At 51.5% G+C, this 21,725-nt stretch carries 17 protein-coding genes, 1 tRNA gene and 1 rRNA gene; 9 read left to right on the forward strand and 10 right to left on the reverse strand.

Annotation, left to right across the window (positions count from 1 at the left end):
• Positions 1–91: 91 nt before the first annotated feature.
• Positions 92–167: transfer RNA gene (locus tag JQN59_RS23825), tRNA-Glu, on the reverse strand.
• An 85-nt stretch (positions 168–252) separates the two neighbouring features.
• Positions 253–1,794, reverse strand: a 16S ribosomal RNA gene (locus tag JQN59_RS23830).
• A gap of 481 nt (positions 1,795–2,275) precedes the next feature.
• On the opposite strand from JQN59_RS23830, the gene JQN59_RS23835 reads away from it, so the two are divergent.
• On the forward strand, positions 2,276–2,980 hold the full coding sequence (locus JQN59_RS23835) for a FadR/GntR family transcriptional regulator (protein WP_003023753.1): 705 nt from the start codon (positions 2,276–2,278) through the stop codon (positions 2,978–2,980).
• 1 nt (position 2,981) lies between these two features.
• A complete protein-coding gene (gene mdtD, locus JQN59_RS23840; RefSeq protein ID WP_008786557.1) occupies positions 2,982–4,409 on the forward strand; it encodes a multidrug transporter subunit MdtD in 1,428 nt (475 codons plus the stop codon).
• Here the strand turns inward: mdtD and rbsR are convergent.
• From rbsR to kup, 7 genes are all read right to left on the reverse strand, one after another.
• Complete coding sequence (rbsR, locus tag JQN59_RS23845; protein ID WP_003023757.1) at positions 4,375–5,367, reverse strand: ribose operon transcriptional repressor RbsR; 993 nt, start codon at positions 5,365–5,367, stop codon at positions 4,375–4,377. The genes mdtD and rbsR overlap by 35 nt on opposite strands.
• Before the next feature lie 3 nt (positions 5,368–5,370).
• Positions 5,371–6,300: a ribokinase gene (gene rbsK / locus JQN59_RS23850; RefSeq protein ID WP_003826997.1), complete on the reverse strand. Its 930-nt coding sequence runs from the start codon at positions 6,298–6,300 to the stop codon at positions 5,371–5,373.
• Between the two features lie 141 nt (positions 6,301–6,441).
• Complete coding sequence (gene rbsB / locus JQN59_RS23855; RefSeq protein WP_003023760.1) at positions 6,442–7,332, reverse strand: ribose ABC transporter substrate-binding protein RbsB; 891 nt, start codon at positions 7,330–7,332, stop codon at positions 6,442–6,444.
• A gap of 24 nt (positions 7,333–7,356) precedes the next feature.
• The gene (rbsC, locus tag JQN59_RS23860) at positions 7,357–8,322 is read right to left on the reverse strand and encodes a ribose ABC transporter permease (RefSeq protein WP_003826999.1); all 966 of its coding nucleotides are present in this window, start codon (positions 8,320–8,322) and stop codon (positions 7,357–7,359) included.
• A 5-nt stretch (positions 8,323–8,327) separates the two neighbouring features.
• Complete coding sequence (rbsA, locus tag JQN59_RS23865) at positions 8,328–9,833, reverse strand: ribose ABC transporter ATP-binding protein RbsA (RefSeq protein ID WP_003023764.1); 1,506 nt, start codon at positions 9,831–9,833, stop codon at positions 8,328–8,330.
• A 7-nt stretch (positions 9,834–9,840) separates the two neighbouring features.
• A complete protein-coding gene (gene rbsD / locus JQN59_RS23870) occupies positions 9,841–10,260 on the reverse strand; it encodes a D-ribose pyranase (protein WP_003827001.1) in 420 nt (139 codons plus the stop codon).
• Positions 10,261–10,452: 192 nt separating this feature from the next.
• Complete coding sequence (kup, locus tag JQN59_RS23875) at positions 10,453–12,321, reverse strand: low affinity potassium transporter Kup (protein WP_003827003.1); 1,869 nt, start codon at positions 12,319–12,321, stop codon at positions 10,453–10,455.
• Between the two features lie 329 nt (positions 12,322–12,650).
• On the opposite strand from kup, the gene ravA reads away from it, so the two are divergent.
• Together ravA and viaA are read left to right on the forward strand one after the other, a co-directional pair.
• Positions 12,651–14,147: an ATPase RavA gene (gene ravA / locus JQN59_RS23880; RefSeq protein ID WP_020996042.1), complete on the forward strand. Its 1,497-nt coding sequence runs from the start codon at positions 12,651–12,653 to the stop codon at positions 14,145–14,147.
• Positions 14,141–15,592 (forward strand): ATPase RavA stimulator ViaA, encoded by a 1,452-nt coding sequence (viaA, locus tag JQN59_RS23885; protein ID WP_008786554.1) that lies wholly within the window; start codon positions 14,141–14,143, stop codon positions 15,590–15,592. The genes ravA and viaA overlap by 7 nt, the downstream gene beginning before the upstream one ends.
• A gap of 3 nt (positions 15,593–15,595) precedes the next feature.
• Here the strand turns inward: viaA and asnA are convergent, their stop codons facing one another.
• Positions 15,596–16,588 (reverse strand): aspartate--ammonia ligase, encoded by a 993-nt coding sequence (gene asnA, locus JQN59_RS23890; protein WP_003827009.1) that lies wholly within the window; start codon positions 16,586–16,588, stop codon positions 15,596–15,598.
• A gap of 151 nt (positions 16,589–16,739) precedes the next feature.
• Here asnA and asnC point away from each other — a divergent pair, with 151 nt between their 5' ends.
• The 5 genes from asnC to atpI all read left to right on the forward strand — a co-directional run bounded on the left by asnC (position 16,740) and on the right by atpI (position 21,719).
• Positions 16,740–17,198, forward strand: a complete 459-nt coding sequence (asnC, locus tag JQN59_RS23895; protein WP_003023780.1) for a transcriptional regulator AsnC — start codon at positions 16,740–16,742, stop codon at positions 17,196–17,198.
• Between the two features lie 88 nt (positions 17,199–17,286).
• Complete coding sequence (gene mioC, locus JQN59_RS23900; RefSeq protein WP_003827013.1) at positions 17,287–17,736, forward strand: FMN-binding protein MioC; 450 nt, start codon at positions 17,287–17,289, stop codon at positions 17,734–17,736.
• Between the two features lie 372 nt (positions 17,737–18,108).
• Positions 18,109–19,998 carry a tRNA uridine-5-carboxymethylaminomethyl(34) synthesis enzyme MnmG gene (gene mnmG, locus JQN59_RS23905; protein ID WP_003827014.1) on the forward strand — a complete coding sequence of 630 codons (1,890 nt, stop codon included), beginning with the start codon at positions 18,109–18,111 and terminating at the stop codon, positions 19,996–19,998.
• A gap of 102 nt (positions 19,999–20,100) precedes the next feature.
• Positions 20,101–20,724, forward strand: coding sequence for a 16S rRNA (guanine(527)-N(7))-methyltransferase RsmG (gene rsmG / locus JQN59_RS23910; RefSeq protein WP_003827017.1), 624 nt, complete (start codon positions 20,101–20,103; stop codon positions 20,722–20,724).
• Positions 20,725–21,338: 614 nt separating this feature from the next.
• On the forward strand, positions 21,339–21,719 hold the full coding sequence (atpI, locus tag JQN59_RS23915; RefSeq protein WP_003827019.1) for a F0F1 ATP synthase subunit I: 381 nt from the start codon (positions 21,339–21,341) through the stop codon (positions 21,717–21,719).
• Positions 21,720–21,725 lie beyond the last annotated feature (6 nt).

Here is a 21,725-nt window from a genome sequence, read left to right on the forward strand (position 1 = left end):
AGATTTTTAAAGAGCAAATATCTCAAACGTGACTCGAAAGTCAGTTTTGAGATACTTCGGTCGGCGACTTTCACTCACACATACCAGCAAGTGGCGTCCCCTAGGGGATTCGAACCCCTGTTACCGCCGTGAAAGGGCGGTGTCCTGGGCCTCTAGACGAAGGGGACACTGAAGTCTCAATCGCAAGACGCCTTGCTATTTACTTTTCATCAGACAATCTGTGTGAGCACTACAAAGGCAGGTTCTTTAAGGTAAGGAGGTGATCCAACCGCAGGTTCCCCTACGGTTACCTTGTTACGACTTCACCCCAGTCATGAATCACAAAGTGGTAAGCGCCCTCCCGAAGGTTAAGCTACCTACTTCTTTTGCAACCCACTCCCATGGTGTGACGGGCGGTGTGTACAAGGCCCGGGAACGTATTCACCGTGGCATTCTGATCCACGATTACTAGCGATTCCGACTTCATGGAGTCGAGTTGCAGACTCCAATCCGGACTACGACATACTTTATGAGGTCCGCTTGCTCTCGCGAGGTCGCTTCTCTTTGTATATGCCATTGTAGCACGTGTGTAGCCCTACTCGTAAGGGCCATGATGACTTGACGTCATCCCCACCTTCCTCCAGTTTATCACTGGCAGTCTCCTTTGAGTTCCCGGCCTAACCGCTGGCAACAAAGGATAAGGGTTGCGCTCGTTGCGGGACTTAACCCAACATTTCACAACACGAGCTGACGACAGCCATGCAGCACCTGTCTCAGAGTTCCCGAAGGCACCAAAGCATCTCTGCTAAGTTCTCTGGATGTCAAGAGTAGGTAAGGTTCTTCGCGTTGCATCGAATTAAACCACATGCTCCACCGCTTGTGCGGGCCCCCGTCAATTCATTTGAGTTTTAACCTTGCGGCCGTACTCCCCAGGCGGTCGACTTAACGCGTTAGCTCCGGAAGCCACGCCTCAAGGGCACAACCTCCAAGTCGACATCGTTTACGGCGTGGACTACCAGGGTATCTAATCCTGTTTGCTCCCCACGCTTTCGCACCTGAGCGTCAGTCTTTGTCCAGGGGGCCGCCTTCGCCACCGGTATTCCTCCAGATCTCTACGCATTTCACCGCTACACCTGGAATTCTACCCCCCTCTACAAGACTCTAGCCTGCCAGTTTCGGATGCAGTTCCCAGGTTGAGCCCGGGGATTTCACATCCGACTTGACAGACCGCCTGCGTGCGCTTTACGCCCAGTAATTCCGATTAACGCTTGCACCCTCCGTATTACCGCGGCTGCTGGCACGGAGTTAGCCGGTGCTTCTTCTGCGAGTAACGTCAATCGCTGCGGTTATTAACCACAACGCCTTCCTCCTCGCTGAAAGTACTTTACAACCCGAAGGCCTTCTTCATACACGCGGCATGGCTGCATCAGGCTTGCGCCCATTGTGCAATATTCCCCACTGCTGCCTCCCGTAGGAGTCTGGACCGTGTCTCAGTTCCAGTGTGGCTGGTCATCCTCTCAGACCAGCTAGGGATCGTCGCCTAGGTGAGCCGTTACCCCACCTACTAGCTAATCCCATCTGGGCACATCCGATGGCAAGAGGCCCGAAGGTCCCCCTCTTTGGTCTTGCGACGTTATGCGGTATTAGCTACCGTTTCCAGTAGTTATCCCCCTCCATCGGGCAGTTTCCCAGACATTACTCACCCGTCCGCCACTCGTCACCCAAGGAGCAAGCTCCTCTGTGCTACCGTTCGACTTGCATGTGTTAGGCCTGCCGCCAGCGTTCAATCTGAGCCATGATCAAACTCTTCAATTTAAAAGTTTGATGCTCAATGAATTAAACTTCGTAATGAATTACGTGTTCACTCGTTGAGACTTGGTATTCATTTTTCGTCTTGCGACGTTAAGAATCCGTATCTTCGAGTGCCCACACAGATTGTCTGATAAATTGTTAAAGAGCAGTGCCGCTTCGCTTTTTCTCAGCGGCGCGGGGTGTGCATATTACGCCATCCCGCTACGAAGTCAAGCATTTAATTTCGCTTTCTTCGCCGGAGTTCTCAGTGGAACTCCGCTGACCCGGCGGCTTGTAATCCGTTGTTCCGTGTCAGTGGAGGCGCATTATAGGGAGTTATTTCAGGCTGACAAGGGGAAATTTAAAATAACTTTCCGAGTGCGTGTTTTTTCACCAAAACAACCATTAACATGCCATAAAATAAGCAAATTGCCGTTTTTGCAGCCGCAATCACACTTCCAGGTGGCATACTAATGAATAAGAAAAAGAGTAAGGAAGAACATTCATGCCGTTAAATGCCCAACAGCTAGCCGCACAGAAAAACTTGTCCTACGTTCTGGCCGAAAAGCTGGCTCAGCGAATATTAAAAGGTGAATACGCACCGGGTGCGATATTGCCTGGCGAAATAGAGCTAGGCGATCAGTTTGGCGTGAGTCGCACCGCGGTAAGAGAGGCAGTAAAAACATTAACGGCAAAAGGTATGGTATTACCGCGCCCACGTATTGGTACACGCGTCATGCCGCAAGCAAACTGGAACTTCCTTGATCAGGAGCTGCTCACCTGGTGGATGACAGAAGATAATTTCCCGCAGGTCATTAAACATTTTCTGGTGATGCGTATCAGCCTGGAGCCTCAGGCGTGCTTACTGGCAGCGACTATAGGTACGGCTGAACAGAAAGCGCACCTCAACACGCTGATGGAAGAGATGGTCGAGCTGAAAAGAAACTTCAGACGCGAACGCTGGATTGAGGTTGATATCGCCTGGCATGAGCACATCTATGAAATGAGTGCGAATCCGTTCCTTATTTCCTTTGCATCTCTGTTCCATTCGGTTTACCAGACCTACTTTACCTCTATTACCTATAACGATGTGGTGAAACTGGATTTGCACCAGGCCATTGTCGACGCAATAGATGATAACGATGGCGATCGCGCCTTTGCTGCCTGTCAGGCATTGCTGATAGCACCGAACGTGCTACCGGATAAATAATATGTCAGAAAAGAAATCACGCAGTATGGCCGGGCTACCGTGGATAGCAGCCATGGCCTTTTTTATGCAGGCACTAGACGCCACGATCCTCAATACCGCCCTACCCGCAATAGCACATAGTCTTAACCGCTCTCCACTCGCCATGCAGTCGGCCATTATCAGCTATACCCTGACTGTCGCGATGCTGATCCCGGTAAGTGGTTGGCTGGCAGACCGATTTGGTACCCGACGCGTCTTTATGATTGCCGTTAGCCTGTTTACGTTGGGATCGCTGGCCTGCGCGCTGTCCAGTTCCTTAAGCGAGCTGGTGATTTTCCGTGTCATTCAGGGGATCGGTGGCGCCATGATGATGCCCGTTGCCCGTCTGGCGTTATTGCGTGCTTACCCCCGCAGCGAACTGCTTCCCGTGCTTAACTTCGTCACCATGCCAGGACTTGTGGGGCCGATTTTAGGTCCGGTATTGGGCGGTGTACTGGTTACATGGGCCAGTTGGCACTGGATCTTCCTGATTAATATTCCAATTGGCATTGCCGGTATCTTCTATGCCCGCAAATATATGCCGAACTTCACCACGCCACGCCGCGGTTTTGATATGACCGGTTTCTTTCTGTTTGGTTTGAGCCTGGTATTGTTTTCAAGCGGCGTTGAATTGTTCGGTGAGAAGCTTGTCGAGACCTGGGTCGCACTCGGTATTATTCTTGCCAGTGTGTTGTTACTACTCGCCTATATTCGCCATGCGCGTCGCCACCCAACGCCGCTGATATCGCTTCCGATATTTAAGACTCGGACCTTTTCTGTTGGGATCGCCGGAAACCTCGCCACTCGCCTGGGCACAGGCTGCGTGCCCTTCTTAATGCCGCTGATGTTGCAGGTAGGATTTGGATATCCGGCTCTGATAGCCGGCTGCATGATGGCGCCAACAGCGTTGGGTTCAATTCTGGCAAAATCCATGGTGACGCAGGTTCTGCGCAAACTCGGCTACAGGACCACATTGGTGGGTGTTACGGTATTTATCGGCCTGATGATTGCGCAGTTCGCTTTGCAATCTCCTGCCATGCCGATCTGGATGCTAATCCTGCCGTTGTTCATTTTAGGTATGGCGATGTCCACCCAGTTTACTTCAATGAATACCATCACTCTGGCGGATCTGACCGATGAAAATGCCAGCAGCGGCAACAGCGTATTGGCTGTTACTCAGCAGTTATCAATCAGTTTAGGGGTTGCCATCAGCGCCGCCGTTCTGCGTATCTATGAAGGTATGGAAGGAACCAATACGGTCGAACAGTTCCACTACACCTTTATGACGATGGGCGCTATCACTGTAATATCCGCGCTGATGTTCATGCTGCTAAAAGCCAAAGATGGACGTAACCTGATCAAAGATCGGCACAAACCTAAACCGACCCCCGCTCCATCAGAACAGGAGTAAGCTGCAAACGCTGTTGCTGTAATGCGGGCTGCGCCATCCGGTGAATTAATACATCGATGGCCAGTTCGCCCAATTCATCTTTTGGTTGGTGGATGGTCGTCAGGGGCGGCGTCATATAGCGCGCCAGCTCGATATCATCGTAACCCACCACAGCCATATCCTGCGGAATGCGCAATCCTGACTGGTACAGAGCCTGATACGCGCCAACTGCCATTGCATCATTGCCGGTAAAAACAGCCTGCGGTCGCTGTTTATGCGACAGCAACGTTTGCATAGCTTCAAAGCCGCCGCCGAACTCAAAGTCACCGGTAATCTCGTAGCCTTCCGGGACAGGCAACCCCGCCCGCTTCATTGCTGCCCGATATCCTTCCAGACGCAAACGCGCCGGGGTTTTATCCAGCGGCCCGGTGATGCAGGCAATGCGCGTAAAACCTTTTTCGATAAGATGTTGCGTGGCTAAATCCCCGCCCAGCAAGGAGTTATCCTGAATCAGATCGCTTTCACCATCAAAAGGCGACCAGTCCATCATCACGGTCGGTATAGAAGGATAACGCTGCATTATCTCTCTGGAAGGCTGATGTGTTTCGGTGCAGAGCAGCAACAAGCCGTCCACACGTTTTTGCATCAGAGTTTCCAGGTTACGGTTCATGCGCTGTTCATCGCCTTCGGTATTGCACAGCACCAGGCTGTAGCCGCGCTCAAAACAGCTACGTTCAACACCGCGCACTAGTTCAGAATAGAAGGGATTGGTACTGGCAGTGATTAACATGCCAATCGTGCGGGTCTGGTTTAACTTGAGGCTACGCGCCAGCGCGGAGGGCGCGTAGTTAAGCGCTTTAATTGCAGCTTCTACTTTGTCAGTGACGGACTCACTGACAAAGCGATCTTTATTAATGACGTGAGAAACCGTCGACGTGGAAACACCCGCCAGGCGGGCGACGTCCTTCATTGTAGCCAAGCGTTACCTCTGTTGACTTAAAAACGCTTCTATTTCTTCGCGCCACGGAACGGAAGGCTGTGCGCCTTTACGGGTAACCGCAATCGCCGCAGCGGCATGCGCAAAACGGATCGCTTCAGGCAGCGGAGTCTCTTCCAGCAACGCCGTAATTAACGCGCCATTAAAGGTGTCTCCAGCGGCAATAGTATCAACGGCTTCCACTTTAAAACCGGGCACACGCTGTCCTTCGCCATTAACGCTGGCCCACACACCGCGACTACCTAAAGTAATCAGTACAGTATGGATACCTTTAGCGTGCAATGCCTGCGCCGCTTTGGCCGCGTCTTCATCATTTTCGACCCGGATCCCCGTCAGCTTTTCAGCCTCGGTTTCATTCGGGGTAATAATATCCACCAGCGCCAGCAGTTCATCAGAAAGTTCACGTGCCGGTGCCGGGTTCAGGGCGACCATGGTCTTATTTTGATGTGCAATCTTTGCTGCAGTCAGTACGCTTTCGATCGGCGATTCTAACTGCATAAGTAAGGCGGACGCCTGAGCAATACGCTCATGCTGTGCTTCCACCAACGCTGGCGAAAGAGCTGCGTTCGCTCCGGCATGAATGCCGATAACGTTCTCACCTTCACCATTCACAAAAATCAACGCCACACCGGTCGATTCCCCCGAAATTACGCTAATCGGCGCAATATCGATGTTATCTTTGGCTAACTGTTTACGCACACTTTCGCCAATATCATCATCGCCCGTACAGGCAATGAATGCGATATTCGCGCCACTACGACCCGCAGCAACAGCCTGATTCGCGCCTTTACCGCCAAATGCGACCTGATAATGGCTACCTGTTACGGTTTCACCAGGTGTCGGGAAAGAGTTAAGGTTAAGGATGTGATCGGCATTGATACTGCCAAGAACAACGAGGTTGCCTGCGGTTTTCATATTTGGTGTTCCAAGTCAAAGTGCGCCACCGGGTTAGGGTGGCGCGTGCCCTGCTTTTCTTTTTACGCTTTCATCCCCAAAATCAGATACGGGGATGGCGTATTTATGTCTCCATCAGGCCGCGAGCGACCTGAATCGGTATTACTGCTTGATGACCAGCTTCAGGTCAACCGGATATTTAGCCTGAACCTTCTCGCCTTTCAGGACTTTATCCGCAGTCTCAACGCCTTTCGCGCCGATCTGATCCGGCAACTGAGCAATGGTCGCAGCCAGTTTGCCATCATTTACTGCTTTTTCGCCATCTGGAGTGCCGTCAAATCCAACCACCATCACATCAGATTTACCCGCTGTTTGCAGTGCGCGCAGCGCACCCAGCGCCATTTCATCGTTCTGGGCAAATACGGCCTGCACATCAGGATGCGCGGTCAGCAGGTTCTGCATGACGTTCAGACCTTTGGTGCGGTCGAAGTCTGCCGGCTGGCTGGCCAGTACGTTAAATTTGTGTGCCGCAACGGCCTGCTGGAAACCTTCGCCACGCTCACGCGCCGCTGAAGTTCCGGCAATCCCTTGCAGTTCGATAACTTTCGCGCCTTCACCTGCTTTCTTCGCGATGTAATCACCCGCAATTTTGCCACCCAACACGTTATCAGACGCGATGTGGCTTACCACTTCGCCTTTGGAGGCAACACGGTCAAGGGTAATAACCGGAATTTTTGCCTGGTTAGCCATCTTCACAGCATTACCAACGGCATCAGAGTCAGTCGGGTTGATCAGCAGAATTTTAGTTCCACGAACCGTTAAGTCCTGAACGTTAGCCAGCTCTTTCGCCGGGTTGTTCTGCGAGTCCAGAATCACCAGGTTGTAACCCAGCTTATCCGCCTCTTTTTGCGCCCCATCCTTCAGAGAAACAAAGAACGGGTTGTTGAGGGTGGAGACCACCAGCGCAATGGTATCTTTCGCCATCGCATTCGCGCTCACGGTGGCGCTCAGCGCAACAGCAGAAACCAGGGTAGCCAGTTTTTTCATGTTCATATTTAAGATGTCCTGTAATCGTTGTTACTGCTTTTTGTTGTCTACCAGTACCGCCAGCAAAATCACCACCGCTTTGACGATCATCTGGTAATAGGAGGATACACCTAACAAATTCAAACCATTATTGAGGAAACCAAGAATCAATGCGCCGATCAGCGTCCCAACAATACGTCCTTTACCACCCGCCAGGCTGGTACCGCCTAACACCACCGCTGCGATAGCATCCAGCTCATAGCCAGTACCTGCCGTCGGTTGTGCGGAGGAGAGTCGCGCGACTTCAATGATGCCCGCCAGCGATGCCAGCAGACCGCACAGTGAGTAAACGATAATTTTGATTTTACTGACGCTGATACCGGACAAACGCGTTGCCGCTTCGTTACCGCCCAGCGCGTAGATATAACGACCAAGACGAGTGTGGTGCAGCATGTACCACGCCGCGAGGAAGACAATCCCCATGATCCACACTGGCGTAGGGATGCCTAACGGACGACCAATACCAAACCAGCCAAACAGATCGGCATTGTCAGTAAATCCGGTATTAACCGGACTGCCGTTGGTGTACACCATGGTCACGCCGCGCAGCAGCAGCATCATCACCAGCGTTGCAATAAACGCCTGCACCCGGCCTTTCGCAACAATCACCCCGGTGACTGCGCCAATGGCAGCGCCGAGCGCCAGGGCTGCAGCAACAGCCACCAGCGCATTGACCTCAATCCCTACAATTGAAGCCGCAACCGCGCCGGTAAGCGCCAGCAAGGAACCGACGGACAGATCGATACCCGACGTCAGGATAACCAGCGTCATGCCAACGGCCATGATGGCGTTCACCGACGTTTGCTGGAGAATGTTGAACAGGTTATTAACGGTAAAAAAGTTAGGGCTCATGGTGGAAACAATCGCGATCAGCACTAACAGAGCGATGAGCGACTTTTGCTCCAGAAGCCATGCTTTAGTGAAATAACGGCGACCAGAAACAGCCTGGGTAGTCATCTTTTTTACTCCTGATTCACGCGATTAAGCTTGCCCACAGCGGCAGCCATTAATACTTCCTGAGTGGCCTGCTCGCGAGTGAACTCACCGCCGAGATGCCCTTCATGCATAACGATAATTCGATCGCTCATGCCCAATACTTCTGGCATCTCAGAGGAGACCAGAATGATACTCAGCCCGTCAGCCTTAAACTGGTTGATAAGCTGATAGATTTCTTTCTTGGCTCCAACGTCAACGCCGCGCGTTGGTTCATCAAGGATCAGCACCTTTGGCCGGGTCATCAGACCGCGCGCAATCGCCACTTTCTGCTGGTTACCACCGGAAAGCAGGCCGATAGCCTGTTCCATTGATGGTGTTTTAACATTGAACAGACGAATAAAATCACCCACCGCCTGCTGCTCATCTTTATGTTTCAGGCTTCCACCGGCGCGGCTGAAATAACGCAGCGCGGTCAGTGACATGTTCTCTTTCACCGACATACCCAGCACTAAGCCATCGCGTTTACGGTCTTCAGAAATATAGACGATGCCGTTAGCCAACCCATCCTGCGGCGAACGGGTAACCACTTCATGGCCATCAAGCGTGACGTAACCGCTGGTACGCGGCAATGCGCCGTACAACACTTTCATCAGTTCGGTACGTCCGGCCCCCATCAGCCCGGATACGCCAAGGATCTCGCCTTTACGCAGCGTGAACGAAACATCGTTTACGCCAGGACCGCACAGGTTATCGACCTTCAGGCGAATATCACCCGGCGCTTTTTCCAGGCGCGGGTACTGATCTTCCAGCTTACGTCCCACCATCATTTCAATCAGCGAGTCTTCAGTCAGCGAGGCAACTTCACGTTCGGCAATAAACTGCCCGTCACGGAAGACGGTTACGTCGTCGCAAATCTCGAAGATCTCTTTCATACGGTGAGAAATATAGACAATGCCGCGCCCCTGGGATTTCAGTTCGCGGATGACGCGGAACAGGGATTCGGTTTCGGTATCGGTGAGGGCATCCGTCGGTTCATCCATAATGATGACCTTCGATTCAAAGCTCAGCACTTTGGCAATTTCGACCATCTGCTGATCGCCAATCGACAGCTCACCAACCAGTCTGTCGCTTTTAAAGCGCAGATTGAGTTTGGCGAGCAGCAGATCGGCTTCGGCGTACATCTTCTTCCAGTCAATTTTGCCAAAGCGATTCACAAACTCACGGCCAAGAAAAATGTTCTCGGCGATAGTGAGTTGCGGGATCAGGTTCAGCTCCTGGTGGATGATACCGATTCCGGCTTCCTGGGAGGATTTAGGGCCGTTAAAGGTGGTCTCTTTCCCCAGCCACAATAAAGAACCGGCATCACGGGTATAGATCCCGGTCAGCACTTTCATCATGGTGGATTTGCCCGCGCCGTTTTCGCCCACCAGCGCCATCACGCGGCCAGGGTAGACATTCAGCGCGGCGCCGGATAGCGCTTTTACGCCCGGGAACGCTTTATCGATCCCTTTGAGTTGCAGTAATGCGTTCATGATGGCCTCAGAACGTGACGCCAGCACAGAGAATGATATTCGCATACGGAGAACATTCTCCGCTGCGAATTACCGCCTGACTGTCTGCGGTTTGTTTTTTGAATTGTTCATGCGTGGTGTAACGAATTTCTATGGTGTTTCCCTGGTGTTGTTGCAGTTGCTCAATGTGGCTGAGCAACGTTTCGTGGAGTTGCGGATTATGTTGTTTAATTTCCGACGCGAGAATGGCCGCCTCGACCTGCATTTCACGTGTGACCACATCCAGTACCTGCATAAAAGAAGGTACGCCCTGGGTTAATGCCATATCAATACGCGTTGTGCTGTTCGGGATGGGTAAACCTGCATCACACACCACCAGCGTATCGGTATGCCCCAGACGGGAGATCACCGTTGAAATTTCAGAGTTGAGTACCGTGCCTTTCTTCATTTTCTTTCCCCACTAGCGAAACGTTTCGCTGGAGATAAGTGTAGTGCGAAGAGTGGACAGAAAACCACCGCGACGTTACGAAAATGTGATCGCCATCGAAACGTTTCGCAAGGATTATCATTTGATGAAATGAAAACTGAGAGGGGCAAAACAAAACGCCCCCTTTCGCGATGAAAGAGGGCGTCGAGGAGATTAAATCTCTACCTGAGTACCAAGCTCAATAACCCGGTTCGGTGGGATTTCAAACTGGTCCGGCGCGCGCAGCGCGTTGCGCTGTAGCAGCAGATACAGCTTGCCGCGCAGACGCAGGTACCATGGCCGCTTGCCAACAATCAACGACTCATGCGACATGAAGAAGGACGTTTCCATCATCCGACAGCTTAAACCTTCCAGACCGCAGCGATGGAACACTTCCTCCACGTTCGGCGTTTCGCGCCAGCCGTAGCTGGCCACCACACGCCAGAAGGTGGGCGATAACTGCTCAATCTGCACCCTACGCACGTTGTGCACGTATGGCGCATCTTCCGTGCGCAGCGTCAGCAGAATAACGCGCTCATGCAGCACCTTGTTATGCTTGAGGTTATGCAGAAGTGCAAACGGGATGACGTTCAGTGCGCGGGACATATACACCGCCGTTCCCGGCACGCGTACCGGTGGCGATTTCTCCAGAGAAGCAATCATCGCCTCCAGAGAGTTACCGTGCTCATGCATGCGACGCAGCAGACGGAAGCGTTCGCTTTTCCAGGTGGTCATGATGGTGAACATCACCAGACCCAGCGTCAGTGGCAGCCAACCGCCGGAAATAAGCTTATCGAGGTTCGCGGAGAACAGCGGAACATCGACGCACAAGAACGCCACCAGGATCAGGAAGACGAAGTATTTATTCCAGTGCCAGTTTTTGCGCGCCACGGTGGTCGACAGAATTGAAGTCAGTACCATCGTCCCCGTTACCGCAATCCCATACGCCGCGGCAAGGTTACTGGAGTGTTCAAAGCTCACTATCACGATAACTACCGCAAAATAGAGCATCCAGTTAACGAAAGGAATGTAAATCTGGCCCGATTCCATTTCCGAGGTATGGATGATACGCATCGGCGATAAATACCCCAGACGTACGGCCTGACGCGTCAGCGAGAAGACACCGGAGATAACCGCCTGAGAGGCGATGACCGTTGCCAGCGCGGCGAGGATCAACAATGGAATTAATGCCCAGTCCGGCGCCAGCAGGAAAAACGGGTTTTTGATCGCTTCAGGATGCTTTAACAGCAACGCGCCCTGCCCAAAATAGTTCAGCACCAGTGAAGGCAATACAACTGAGAACCATGCCAGACGAATCGGCAATTTACCGAAGTGGCCCATATCCGCATACAGCGCTTCAACACCGGTAATCGACAGCACCACCGCACCCAGCGCGATAAAGGACAGCGTTTTGAATTCGAGGAAGAAATGCACCGCCCAATACGGATTGAGCGCCTGCAGCACTTCCGGATTGCCAATAATACTGCGCACGCCTAATACCGCGAGCGTCAGGAACCATAGCAGCATAATCGGCGCAAACAGCTTACCGACCATACCGGTACCGTGTTTTTGAATCAAAAACAGCAGGGTCAGCACAATTATCGAGAGCGGAACAATCCAGGTATCCAGTTGCGGGGCAACTATCTCCAGACCTTCAATTGCAGACATCACCGAAATGGCTGGCGTAATCACCACTTCACCATAGAAGAAGCTGCCGCCTATCAATCCCATAATGACCAACATGGAGGTTGTTCGCGCCGAGGTATTGCGCCCGGCCAATGACATCAGCGTCAGGATCCCGCCTTCTCCGGCGTTATCTGCGCGCATGACAAACGTCAGGTATTTAATGGAGACAACAAAGATCAGCAGCCAGAAAATCAGCGAGAGAAAACCAAATACAGCATCACGTTCAACGCCAAAACCAAACTGTCCGGACAAACATTCACGAAGCGTATAAAGTGGGCTGGTACCAATATCACCGTAGACAACCCCAATGGCTGCAAGGGTAATCGCAGACAATGATTGTTTATTATCAGTGCTCATAGACTCGTCTTTCGTTTATACACATCATCTTTCAAGCCACTCCGTATGGGCTGCATTCGTTATTCCCCCCATCCCAGAAGAAAACTCCATTGCCGCCTTGGTGCAGCTTGATTGATTTGGTGTATATATAAGAAATGTGTGCGTCGTCCCTTGGCCCACAAAAAGGCGCACAGTATGCACGATTAATCACAAAATCGTACCCCTAAATGAGACCAGATTAATCTGGCTCAAAGAAAAATAAGCGCACCTTCAGTCTATTACTGCAATGGTGTGAAGCATCTATACTCGCAGTTTATGCAGTACATTTGGCGAAAGGACGCCACTTCATTATGGCTCACCCACATTTATTAGCGGAAAGAATTTCCCGTCTGAGCAATGCGCTGGAAAAGGGACTTTATGAACGTAGCCACGCCATTCGTCTGTGTCTGCTGGCAGCACTCAGCGGCGAGAGCGTTTTCTTATTAGGCCCCCCGGGGATCGCAAAAAGCTTAATTGCCCGCCGACTGAAGTTTGCCTTCCAAAACGCACGCGCCTTTGAATACCTGATGACGCGCTTCTCTACGCCCGAAGAGGTGTTTGGTCCGCTGTCCATTCAGGCATTAAAAGATGAAGGTCGCTATGAACGCTTAACGGCGGGCTATCTTCCTGAAGCTGAAATCGTTTTTCTCGATGAAATCTGGAAAGCAGGCCCGGCAATCCTTAACACCCTGCTGACCGCCATTAACGAACGTCACTTCCGTAACGGCGCGTATGAAGAAAAAATTCCGATGCGTCTGCTGGTGGCGGCTTCCAACGAACTGCCTGAAGCAGACAGCAGCCTGGAAGCGCTGTACGACCGTATGCTGATTCGTCTGTGGCTGGATAAAGTTCAGGACAAGGCCAATTTCCGCTCCATGCTGTTAAGTCAGCAGGATGAAAGCGACAATCCGGTCCCGGCATCATTGCAGGTGACGGATGAAGAGTATCACCAGTGGCAAAAAGACATTGGTGCGATCAAGCTTCCCGATCGCGTGTTTGAGCTCATTTTTACGCTGCGCCAGCAGTTGGACGTGTTACCGAATGCACCTTATGTGTCCGATCGTCGCTGGAAAAAAGCGATCCGCTTACTCCAGGCCAGCGCTTTCTTTAGCGGACGCGATGCGGTAGTACCTATCGACCTGATCCTGCTGAAAGATTGCCTGTGGTACGACGCACAAAGCTTGAATCTGATGCAACAGCAGCTTGAAATATTGATGACCGGACACGCCTGGCAACAGCAAGCCATGCTGACGCGCCTGGGCAGCATTGTGCAGCGCCGCATTCAGCTCCAGCAGCAGCAAAGCGATAAAACGGCGTTCACGGTGATCCGCCAGGGCGGAATGTTCAGCCGTCGTCCTCATTATGATTTACCGCCAGAAGCCTCGTCTTCTGTCGTGACATTACTGCTGCAAAAGCCTTTAAAACTGCATGATATGGAGGTTATCCATATAGCTTTCGAACGTGGCGCGCTGGAACTGTGGTTAACAAAAGGCGGTGAGATCCGCGGAAAACTAAACGGGATCGGCTTTGCCCAAACGCTGAATATGGAAGTCGATAGCGCACAGCATCTGGTTGTACGCGATGTCAGTTTACAAGGTTCTCGCCTGGCGCTGCCGGGTGCTTCGCAAGAGAGTATGCCCGCAGAGATAAAACAGGAGCTTGAAGCGCTCGATAATGAGTGGCATCAGCAGCACAGCGCATTCAGCGAACAGCAAAAATGCCTGTTTATTCATAGCGACTGGTTAGGCCGCATTGAGGCCAGCCTGCAGGATGTCGGGGCGCAAATCCGCCAGGCGCAACAATGCTGACCCTTGATACGCTCAACATCATGCTGGCAGTCAGCGAAGAGGCAATGATCGAAGAGATGATCGTCGCCCTGCTGGCTTCCCCAAAGATGGTGGTATTTTTTAAAAAATTTCCTCGCCTTAAAAAAGCGATCACTGACGACATTCCCCGCTGGCGTGAATCATTGCGTAGCCGCCTCAAAGATACCCATGTACCGCCGGAGCTGATGGAGGAGGTTATGTGCTATCAACAAAGCCAGCTCCTCTCTCATGCGCAGTTTATCGTTCAGCTACCGCAAATATTATCCCTATTGCACCGCCTCCATTCGCCCTGGGCCGGACAAGCGCAGCAACTGGTCAATGACAACAGCACCTTTACGCCCGCCCTACATACGCTTTTTCTCCAGCGCTGGCGCCTGAGCCTGGTGGTGCAAACCACAACGCTGAATCAGCAACTGCTGGAAGAAGAGCGCGAGCATTTGCTCAGTGAAGTACAAGAACGGATGACCCTCAGCGGGCAACTGGAACCTGTACTGGCAGAAAATGACAACGCAGCAGGCCGGTTGTGGGATATGAGCGCGGGCCAAATCAAGCGCGGTGATTATCAGTTGATGGTGAAATACGGCGAATTTCTGACGCAACAACCCGAACTCCAGCGCCTGGCCGAGCAGTTAGGTCGTTCCAGAGAGGCGAAATCCGTGCCGCGTAAAGATGCGCCAATGGAAACCTTCCGTACCCTGGTGCGCGAACCTGCAACCGTCCCGGAGCAGGTGGATGGCATCCAGCAAAGTGACGATATCCTGCGCCTGCTACCGCCAGAGCTGGCCACGCTGGGCATTACCGAACTGGAATACGAGTTCTACCGACGGCTGGTGGAAAAACAACTGCTCACCTACCGCCTGCACGGCGAAGCATGGCGTGAAAAAGTAACGGAACGTCCGGTGGTGCATCAGGATTTTGACGAGCAGCCGCGCGGGCCTTTTATCGTCTGCGTTGATACCTCGGGATCGATGGGCGGATTTAATGAGCAGTGTGCGAAAGCCTTTTGTCTGGCGCTAATGCGCGTTGCCCTTGCCGATAACCGGCGCTGTTTCATTATGCTGTTTTCAACAGAAGTGGTGCGCTATGAGCTTTCCGGTCCGGAGGGCATCGAACAGGCGATCCGCTTTTTAAGTCAGCGCTTTCGTGGCGGCACTGATATTGCCAGCTGTTTTCGCGCCATAATTGAGCGCATGCAGGGTCGGGAATGGTTTGATGCAGATGCGGTGGTGATCTCAGATTTTATCGCTCAGCGATTGCCCGATGAGGTCGTCAATAAAGTGGGTGAATTACAGCGGGTGCACCAGCACCGTTTTCACGCGGTGGCGATGTCAGCACATGGCAAACCCGGCATCATGCGCATTTTCGATCATATCTGGCGCTTTGATACCGGGATGCGAAGCCGTCTGCTCAGACGCTGGCGGCGTTAATTGTTACAGCAGAGAAGCGACGCTTTCACGTACCTGGGCCGGCCATACGCCACACTGAACCTGACCAATGTGCGGTAATTGCAGTAACAGCATGGTCAGACGCGACTGCCCAATGCCGCCACCAATTGTCTGCGGCATTTCACCGCGCAGCAGCGCCTGGTGCCACTCCAGACTCAGGCGATCTTCATCACCGGTCAGAGACAGCTGGTGTTTCAGGGCGTCAGCATCCACACGGATCCCCATAGAAGACAGCTCAAACGCATCTTCCAGAACCGGGTTCCAGACCAGAATATCACCGTTCAGACCGGCATGACCCAGCTCGGACGCTGAACTCCAGTCATCATAATCCGGCGCACGTACGTCATGACGGTGACCGTCACTGAGCTTACCGCCAATCCCCACCAGGAATACCGCACCCAGCTCTTTAGCGATCGCACGTTCACGACCTTTTGCATCAAGATCCGGATAACGAGATAACAGCTCCTGGCTATGAACAAAGTGGATCTGCTCTGGCAGGAACGGTGCCAGACCAAACTCTTTGCTAACCGCAGCTTCGGTGGCCTTAATTCCCGCCCAGATAGCCTCTACCGTGCTTTTCAGAGTGGAGAATTGACGCTCACCGTCGCCCATCACGCGCTCCCAGTCCCACTGGTCAACGTACACTGAGTGCAATGGGGAGAGGCGATCTTCATCGGGACGCAGGGCTTTCATGTGCGTGTACAGCCCCTCGCCTGCGCTAAAGTCGTGTTGTCCTAACGTTTGACGCTTCCACTTCGCCAGTGAATGAACCACTTCGAATTGAGCGTCTGGCAATGCTTTAACCTTCACCTGCACCGCTTTTTCGCAGCCCGACAAGTTATCCTGCGTGCCATCTCCAACGCGGCTGAGGATCGGCGCCTGAACTTCGATCAGGCCTAAACGCTCTTCCAACTGGCGAGAAAAATGAGATTTTACGAAGCTAATTTGACGTTGTTTGGCAATGTAAGCGGTTTTCATTATGTGTACTCCTGTGTCCTGTTGCCTATGATTAAGCAACAGAATGGAGGTAATATTCAATAATCAACAAATAAAAAGCCGACTTCGATTTTGATTCGTTAAAAATTACGTCTAAAATAGAGGGAATCATTAATCTACATAAGAAAAACCTATGGAAAATTATCAGATCGACAATCTGGACCGCGGCATTCTTGACGCCTTAATGGAAAATGCTCGTACCGCCTACGCAGAATTAGCCAAACAGTTCGGCGTCAGCCCAGGAACAATTCACGTTCGCGTAGAAAAGATGAAGCAGGCTGGGATTATTACCGGCGCGCGGATTGATGTTAGTCCCAAACAATTGGGTTATGACGTCGGCTGCTTTATCGGCATCATCCTGAAAAGTGCGAAAGACTATCCGTCAGCGCTAGCCAGACTGGAAAGCCTCGATGAAGTGACCGAAGCATATTACACCACCGGGCACTACAGCATCTTTATTAAGGTGATGTGCAAGTCGATCGACGCATTGCAGCAGGTACTTATCAACAAGATCCAAACAATTGACGAAATTCAGTCCACGGAAACGCTGATCGTCCTGCAAAACCCGATCATGCGTACCATCAAGCCATGATCGTTTTTTTTAATCCCCTATTTTTCCACAGGTAGATCCCAGCTCGCTCACAGCGTACAATACGCCCTCTTTATAAAGGTGGGCGATCATGGCAGACATCACTCTTATCAGCGGTAGTACGCTTGGCAGTGCGGAATATGTAGCAGAGCATCTGGCTGAAAAGCTGGACGACGCCGGTTTTTCCAGCGAAATACTGCATGGGCCAATGCTTGAAGAGGTTCCGACTGACGGGATCTGGCTGATTATCAGCTCCACGCACGGTGCGGGAGATATTCCTGACAACCTGCAGCCTTTATATGATGCGTTACGCGAGCAAAAGCCGGACCTGTCACAAGTGCGCTTTGGTGCAATCGGGATCGGCAGTCGTGAATATGACACCTTTTGCGGCGCAATCGACAAGCTGGAAGCCGAATTGAAGGCCTGTGGGGCAAAACAGATCGGCGAAACTCTCAGGATCAACGTGCTGGAACATGAAATTCCGGAAGATCCGGCTGAAATTTGGCTGGGATCGTGGCATCCGTTGCTCAGAGATTTGTAAAGATCGTACTTTTTTATGTGGATAACTCTGGTTAAAAGCTTGGATCAACCGGTAGTTATCCCAAGAACAACCGTTGTTCAGTTTTTGAGTTGTGTATAACCCTTCATTCTGATCCCAGCTTATACGGACCAGGATCACCGATCATTCACAGCTAATGATCCTCAGCAACCTGTTGATCTTACTTAAAGGATCGTCCTTATCCACAGAAAGGTGCGATCCTAATAAGAGATCACAATAAAACAGATCTCTAAATAAAAAGATCTTCTTTTTAATACCCAGGATCCCAGGTCTTTCTCCATCGACTAAAGTTGAGTAGAATCCACGGCCCGGGCTTCAATCCATTTTCACACCGCGTTATGCGAGGCAATTACCATGTTTTATCAGGATCCTTTTGACGTCATCATCATTGGCGGGGGTCATGCAGGCACCGAGGCCGCAATGGCCGCGGCGCGAATGGGTCAACAGACTCTGCTTTTGACACACAATATCGACACTCTGGGGCAGATGAGCTGCAACCCGGCGATCGGCGGTATTGGGAAGGGACACCTGGTAAAAGAAGTGGATGCGCTTGGTGGGTTGATGGCAAAAGCGATCGACCACGCGGGTATCCAGTTTAGGATACTAAACGCAAGCAAAGGGCCAGCCGTTCGCGCTACCCGAGCTCAGGCCGATCGTGTGCTCTATCGCCAGGCGGTACGCACTGCGCTGGAGAATCAACCCAACCTGATGATTTTCCAGCAGGCGGTTGAAGATCTGATTGTCGAAAACGATCGCGTTGTGGGTGCAGTAACCCAAATGGGACTGAAGTTCCGTGCCAAAGCGGTCGTATTAACTGTGGGGACTTTCCTCGACGGCAAAATTCATATTGGTCTGGATAACTACAGCGGTGGCCGCGCTGGCGATCCGCCGTCCATCCCGCTGTCACGCCGTCTGCGTGAACTGCCGCTGCGCGTCAGCCGCCTGAAAACCGGTACACCGCCGCGTATCGATGCGCGCACGATTGATTTCAGCGTGCTCGGCCAGCAAAACAGCGATAACCCGATGCCGGTCTTCTCATTCCTGGGCGATGCTTCTCAACATCCGCGCCAGATGCCGTGTTACATCACGCATACCAATGAGAAAACCCATGACGTGATCCGCAATAACCTCGATCGTAGCCCAATGTACGCTGGCGTGATCGAAGGTATCGGACCACGCTACTGCCCGTCGATCGAAGACAAAGTAATGCGCTTTGCCGATCGTAACCAGCATCAGATCTTCCTCGAACCGGAAGGACTGACCTCTAACGAAATTTACCCGAATGGCATCTCCACCAGCCTGCCGTTCGATGTGCAGATGCAAATTGTCCGCTCCATGCAGGGGATGGAAAATGCCAGAATCGTCCGCCCAGGCTACGCGATTGAGTATGATTTCTTCGATCCGCGTGACCTGAAACCTACTCTGGAAAGCAAATTCATCCAGGGTCTGTTCTTTGCGGGCCAGATTAACGGTACAACCGGTTATGAAGAAGCCGCCGCACAAGGCATGCTGGCAGGTCTGAACGCCGCACGCTTGTCTGCCGAAAAAGAGGGTTGGGCACCGCGTCGCGATCAGGCTTATCTTGGCGTGCTGGTGGACGACCTGTGTACGCTGGGTACCAAAGAACCGTACCGTATGTTCACATCTCGCGCTGAATACCGTTTGATGCTGCGTGAAGATAACGCCGACCTGCGTCTGACCGAAATTGGTCGTGAACTGGGTCTGGTGGACGATGAGCGCTGGGCTCGCTTCAACGAGAAACTGGAGCGTATCGAACAGGAACGCCAACGTCTTAAATCAACTTGGGTGAATCCGTTAGCGGAGTCCGCAGCAGAAGTGAATGCTCACCTGGCTACACCTCTGTCCCGTGAAGCGAGCGGTGAAGATCTGCTGCGTCGCCCGGATATGACCTATGCTCAGTTGACCTCTTTATCTGCGTTCGCACCCGCGCTTGATGATGCTCAGGCCGCAGAACAGGTTGAGATTCAGGTGAAATACGAAGGGTATATTGCCCGTCAGCTGGAAGAAATTGAAAGACAACAGCGCAATGAAAACACCCTGTTGCCTGCAACGCTGGATTATCGTCAGGTCTCTGGCTTGTCGAATGAAGTTATCGCTAAGCTGAACGATCACAAACCCGTTTCGATCGGTCAGGCATCGCGTATTTCCGGCATAACGCCTGCCGCCATCTCCATTCTGCTGGTATGGCTGAAAAAACAAGGTATGCTGCGCCGCAGCGCTTGATAACACTATTTTGGCGGGAGCGCTTCGCTTGCCCGCCGTACAAATTTGTTGGCCCGATAAGCGAAAGCGCATCGGGCATTTGATTATTAACAGGTAACGACCGTGCTCAACAAACTCTCTCGTCTGCTGGCTGATGCCGGTATTTCTCTTACCGATCACCAGAAAAATCAGCTGATTGCGTATGTCGATATGCTGCACAAATGGAACAAAGCGTACAACCTGACGTCGGTGCGGGATCCCAACGAAATGCTGGTACGCCATATTCTGGACAGCATTGTCGTTGCACCGTATCTGAAGGGTGAGCGTTTTATCGATGTAGGTACGGGACCGGGCCTGCCGGGAATTCCGCTCTCTATCGTGCGCCCTGAAGCGCATTTCACACTGCTCGATAGCCTGGGAAAACGTGTTCGTTTCTTGCGTCAGGTGCAGCATGAGCTTGCGCTTACTAACATCACTCCAGTGCAAAGCCGTGTTGAAGAATTTCCTTCAGAACCGCCGTTTGATGGGGTGATTAGCCGTGCTTTCGCTTCACTCAATGATATGGTGAGCTGGTGTCACCATTTGCCGGGCCAGAATGGGCGTTTTTATGCGCTAAAAGGGCAGTTGCCTGCAGATGAAATTGATTCGCTGCCAGCAGAATTCAGCGTTGAGTCCGTCGAAAAATTACGCGTTCCGCAGTTGGATGGTGAACGTCATTTGGTGGTTATTAAGCCAAACAAAATTTAATTTTTATCAAAAAAAATAGAGAAAAAACGGCTTTTCAGGTGTTAAAAGTCATAGGTAATAGTGTGGTTAAATGTCGTTACATTTCACTAGTGCCTTACGGTTTTGCATCATAACTATAACGTACCGTTTTTTGTTAAAAGCGAAACAAGTCAGCTGTGAAAATATCAGTCTGCTAAAAATAGAACGTAAGAATCACCGTTCGTGTTAATTTTTTATTATAAATGTCAATGAGCGGTTTTTTTGTTGTTAGGCGTTGTTTTTGAAATAGTGGCTATTTTTACGCTTAAATATCAAAAAGATGAAAAGGCATCAATTGCCACGTAAATAAATTATGCGAAGGTGAATATGTTCAATATGTGATCTGGTGCACGCTTTGGCGCCAGTGTTTTCGCGGCATTTGCAGTTTTGCATGATCGTTCACAGTTTGCCTAAAAGTAATAAATGTGGGGCAGCGAAAAATATTTAAACATTTATTCACTTTTTAGCTACTTATTGTTTGAAATCACGAAGGCGCACCGTATAATTTGTCCGCTTTTTGATGCTTGACTCTAAGCCATAAAGAACGTTTTATACGACACGCGGCATACCTCAAAGGGAGCAGGAGTAAAAACGTGATGTCTATGTCGCTCTTGAGTCGAAACGTTGCTCGTAAGCTTTTGCTCACACAGCTTCTGGTTGTAATAGCAAGTGGATTGCTGTTTAGCCTCAAAGACCCTTTCTGGGGCATCTCCGCGTTGTGTGGAGGATTGGCAGTGTTACTGCCTAATGTGTTGTTTATGATATTTGCCTGGCGTCACCAGGTACATACACCAGCGAAGGGCCGAGTAGCCTGGTCGTTCGCTTTCGGCGAAGCCTTCAAGGTATTAGCTATGCTGGTGTTGTTGGTGGTGGCGTTGGCTGTTTTGAAAGCGGTATTCATGCCGCTGATCGTTACGTGGGTTTTGGTGCTGGTGGTTCAGATACTGGCGCCGGCTGTAATTAACAACAAAGGGTAAAGGCAT

It is taken from the genome of Citrobacter sp. B72 (assembly GCF_016894305.1).
Taxonomy (GTDB): domain Bacteria; phylum Pseudomonadota; class Gammaproteobacteria; order Enterobacterales; family Enterobacteriaceae; genus Citrobacter; species Citrobacter portucalensis.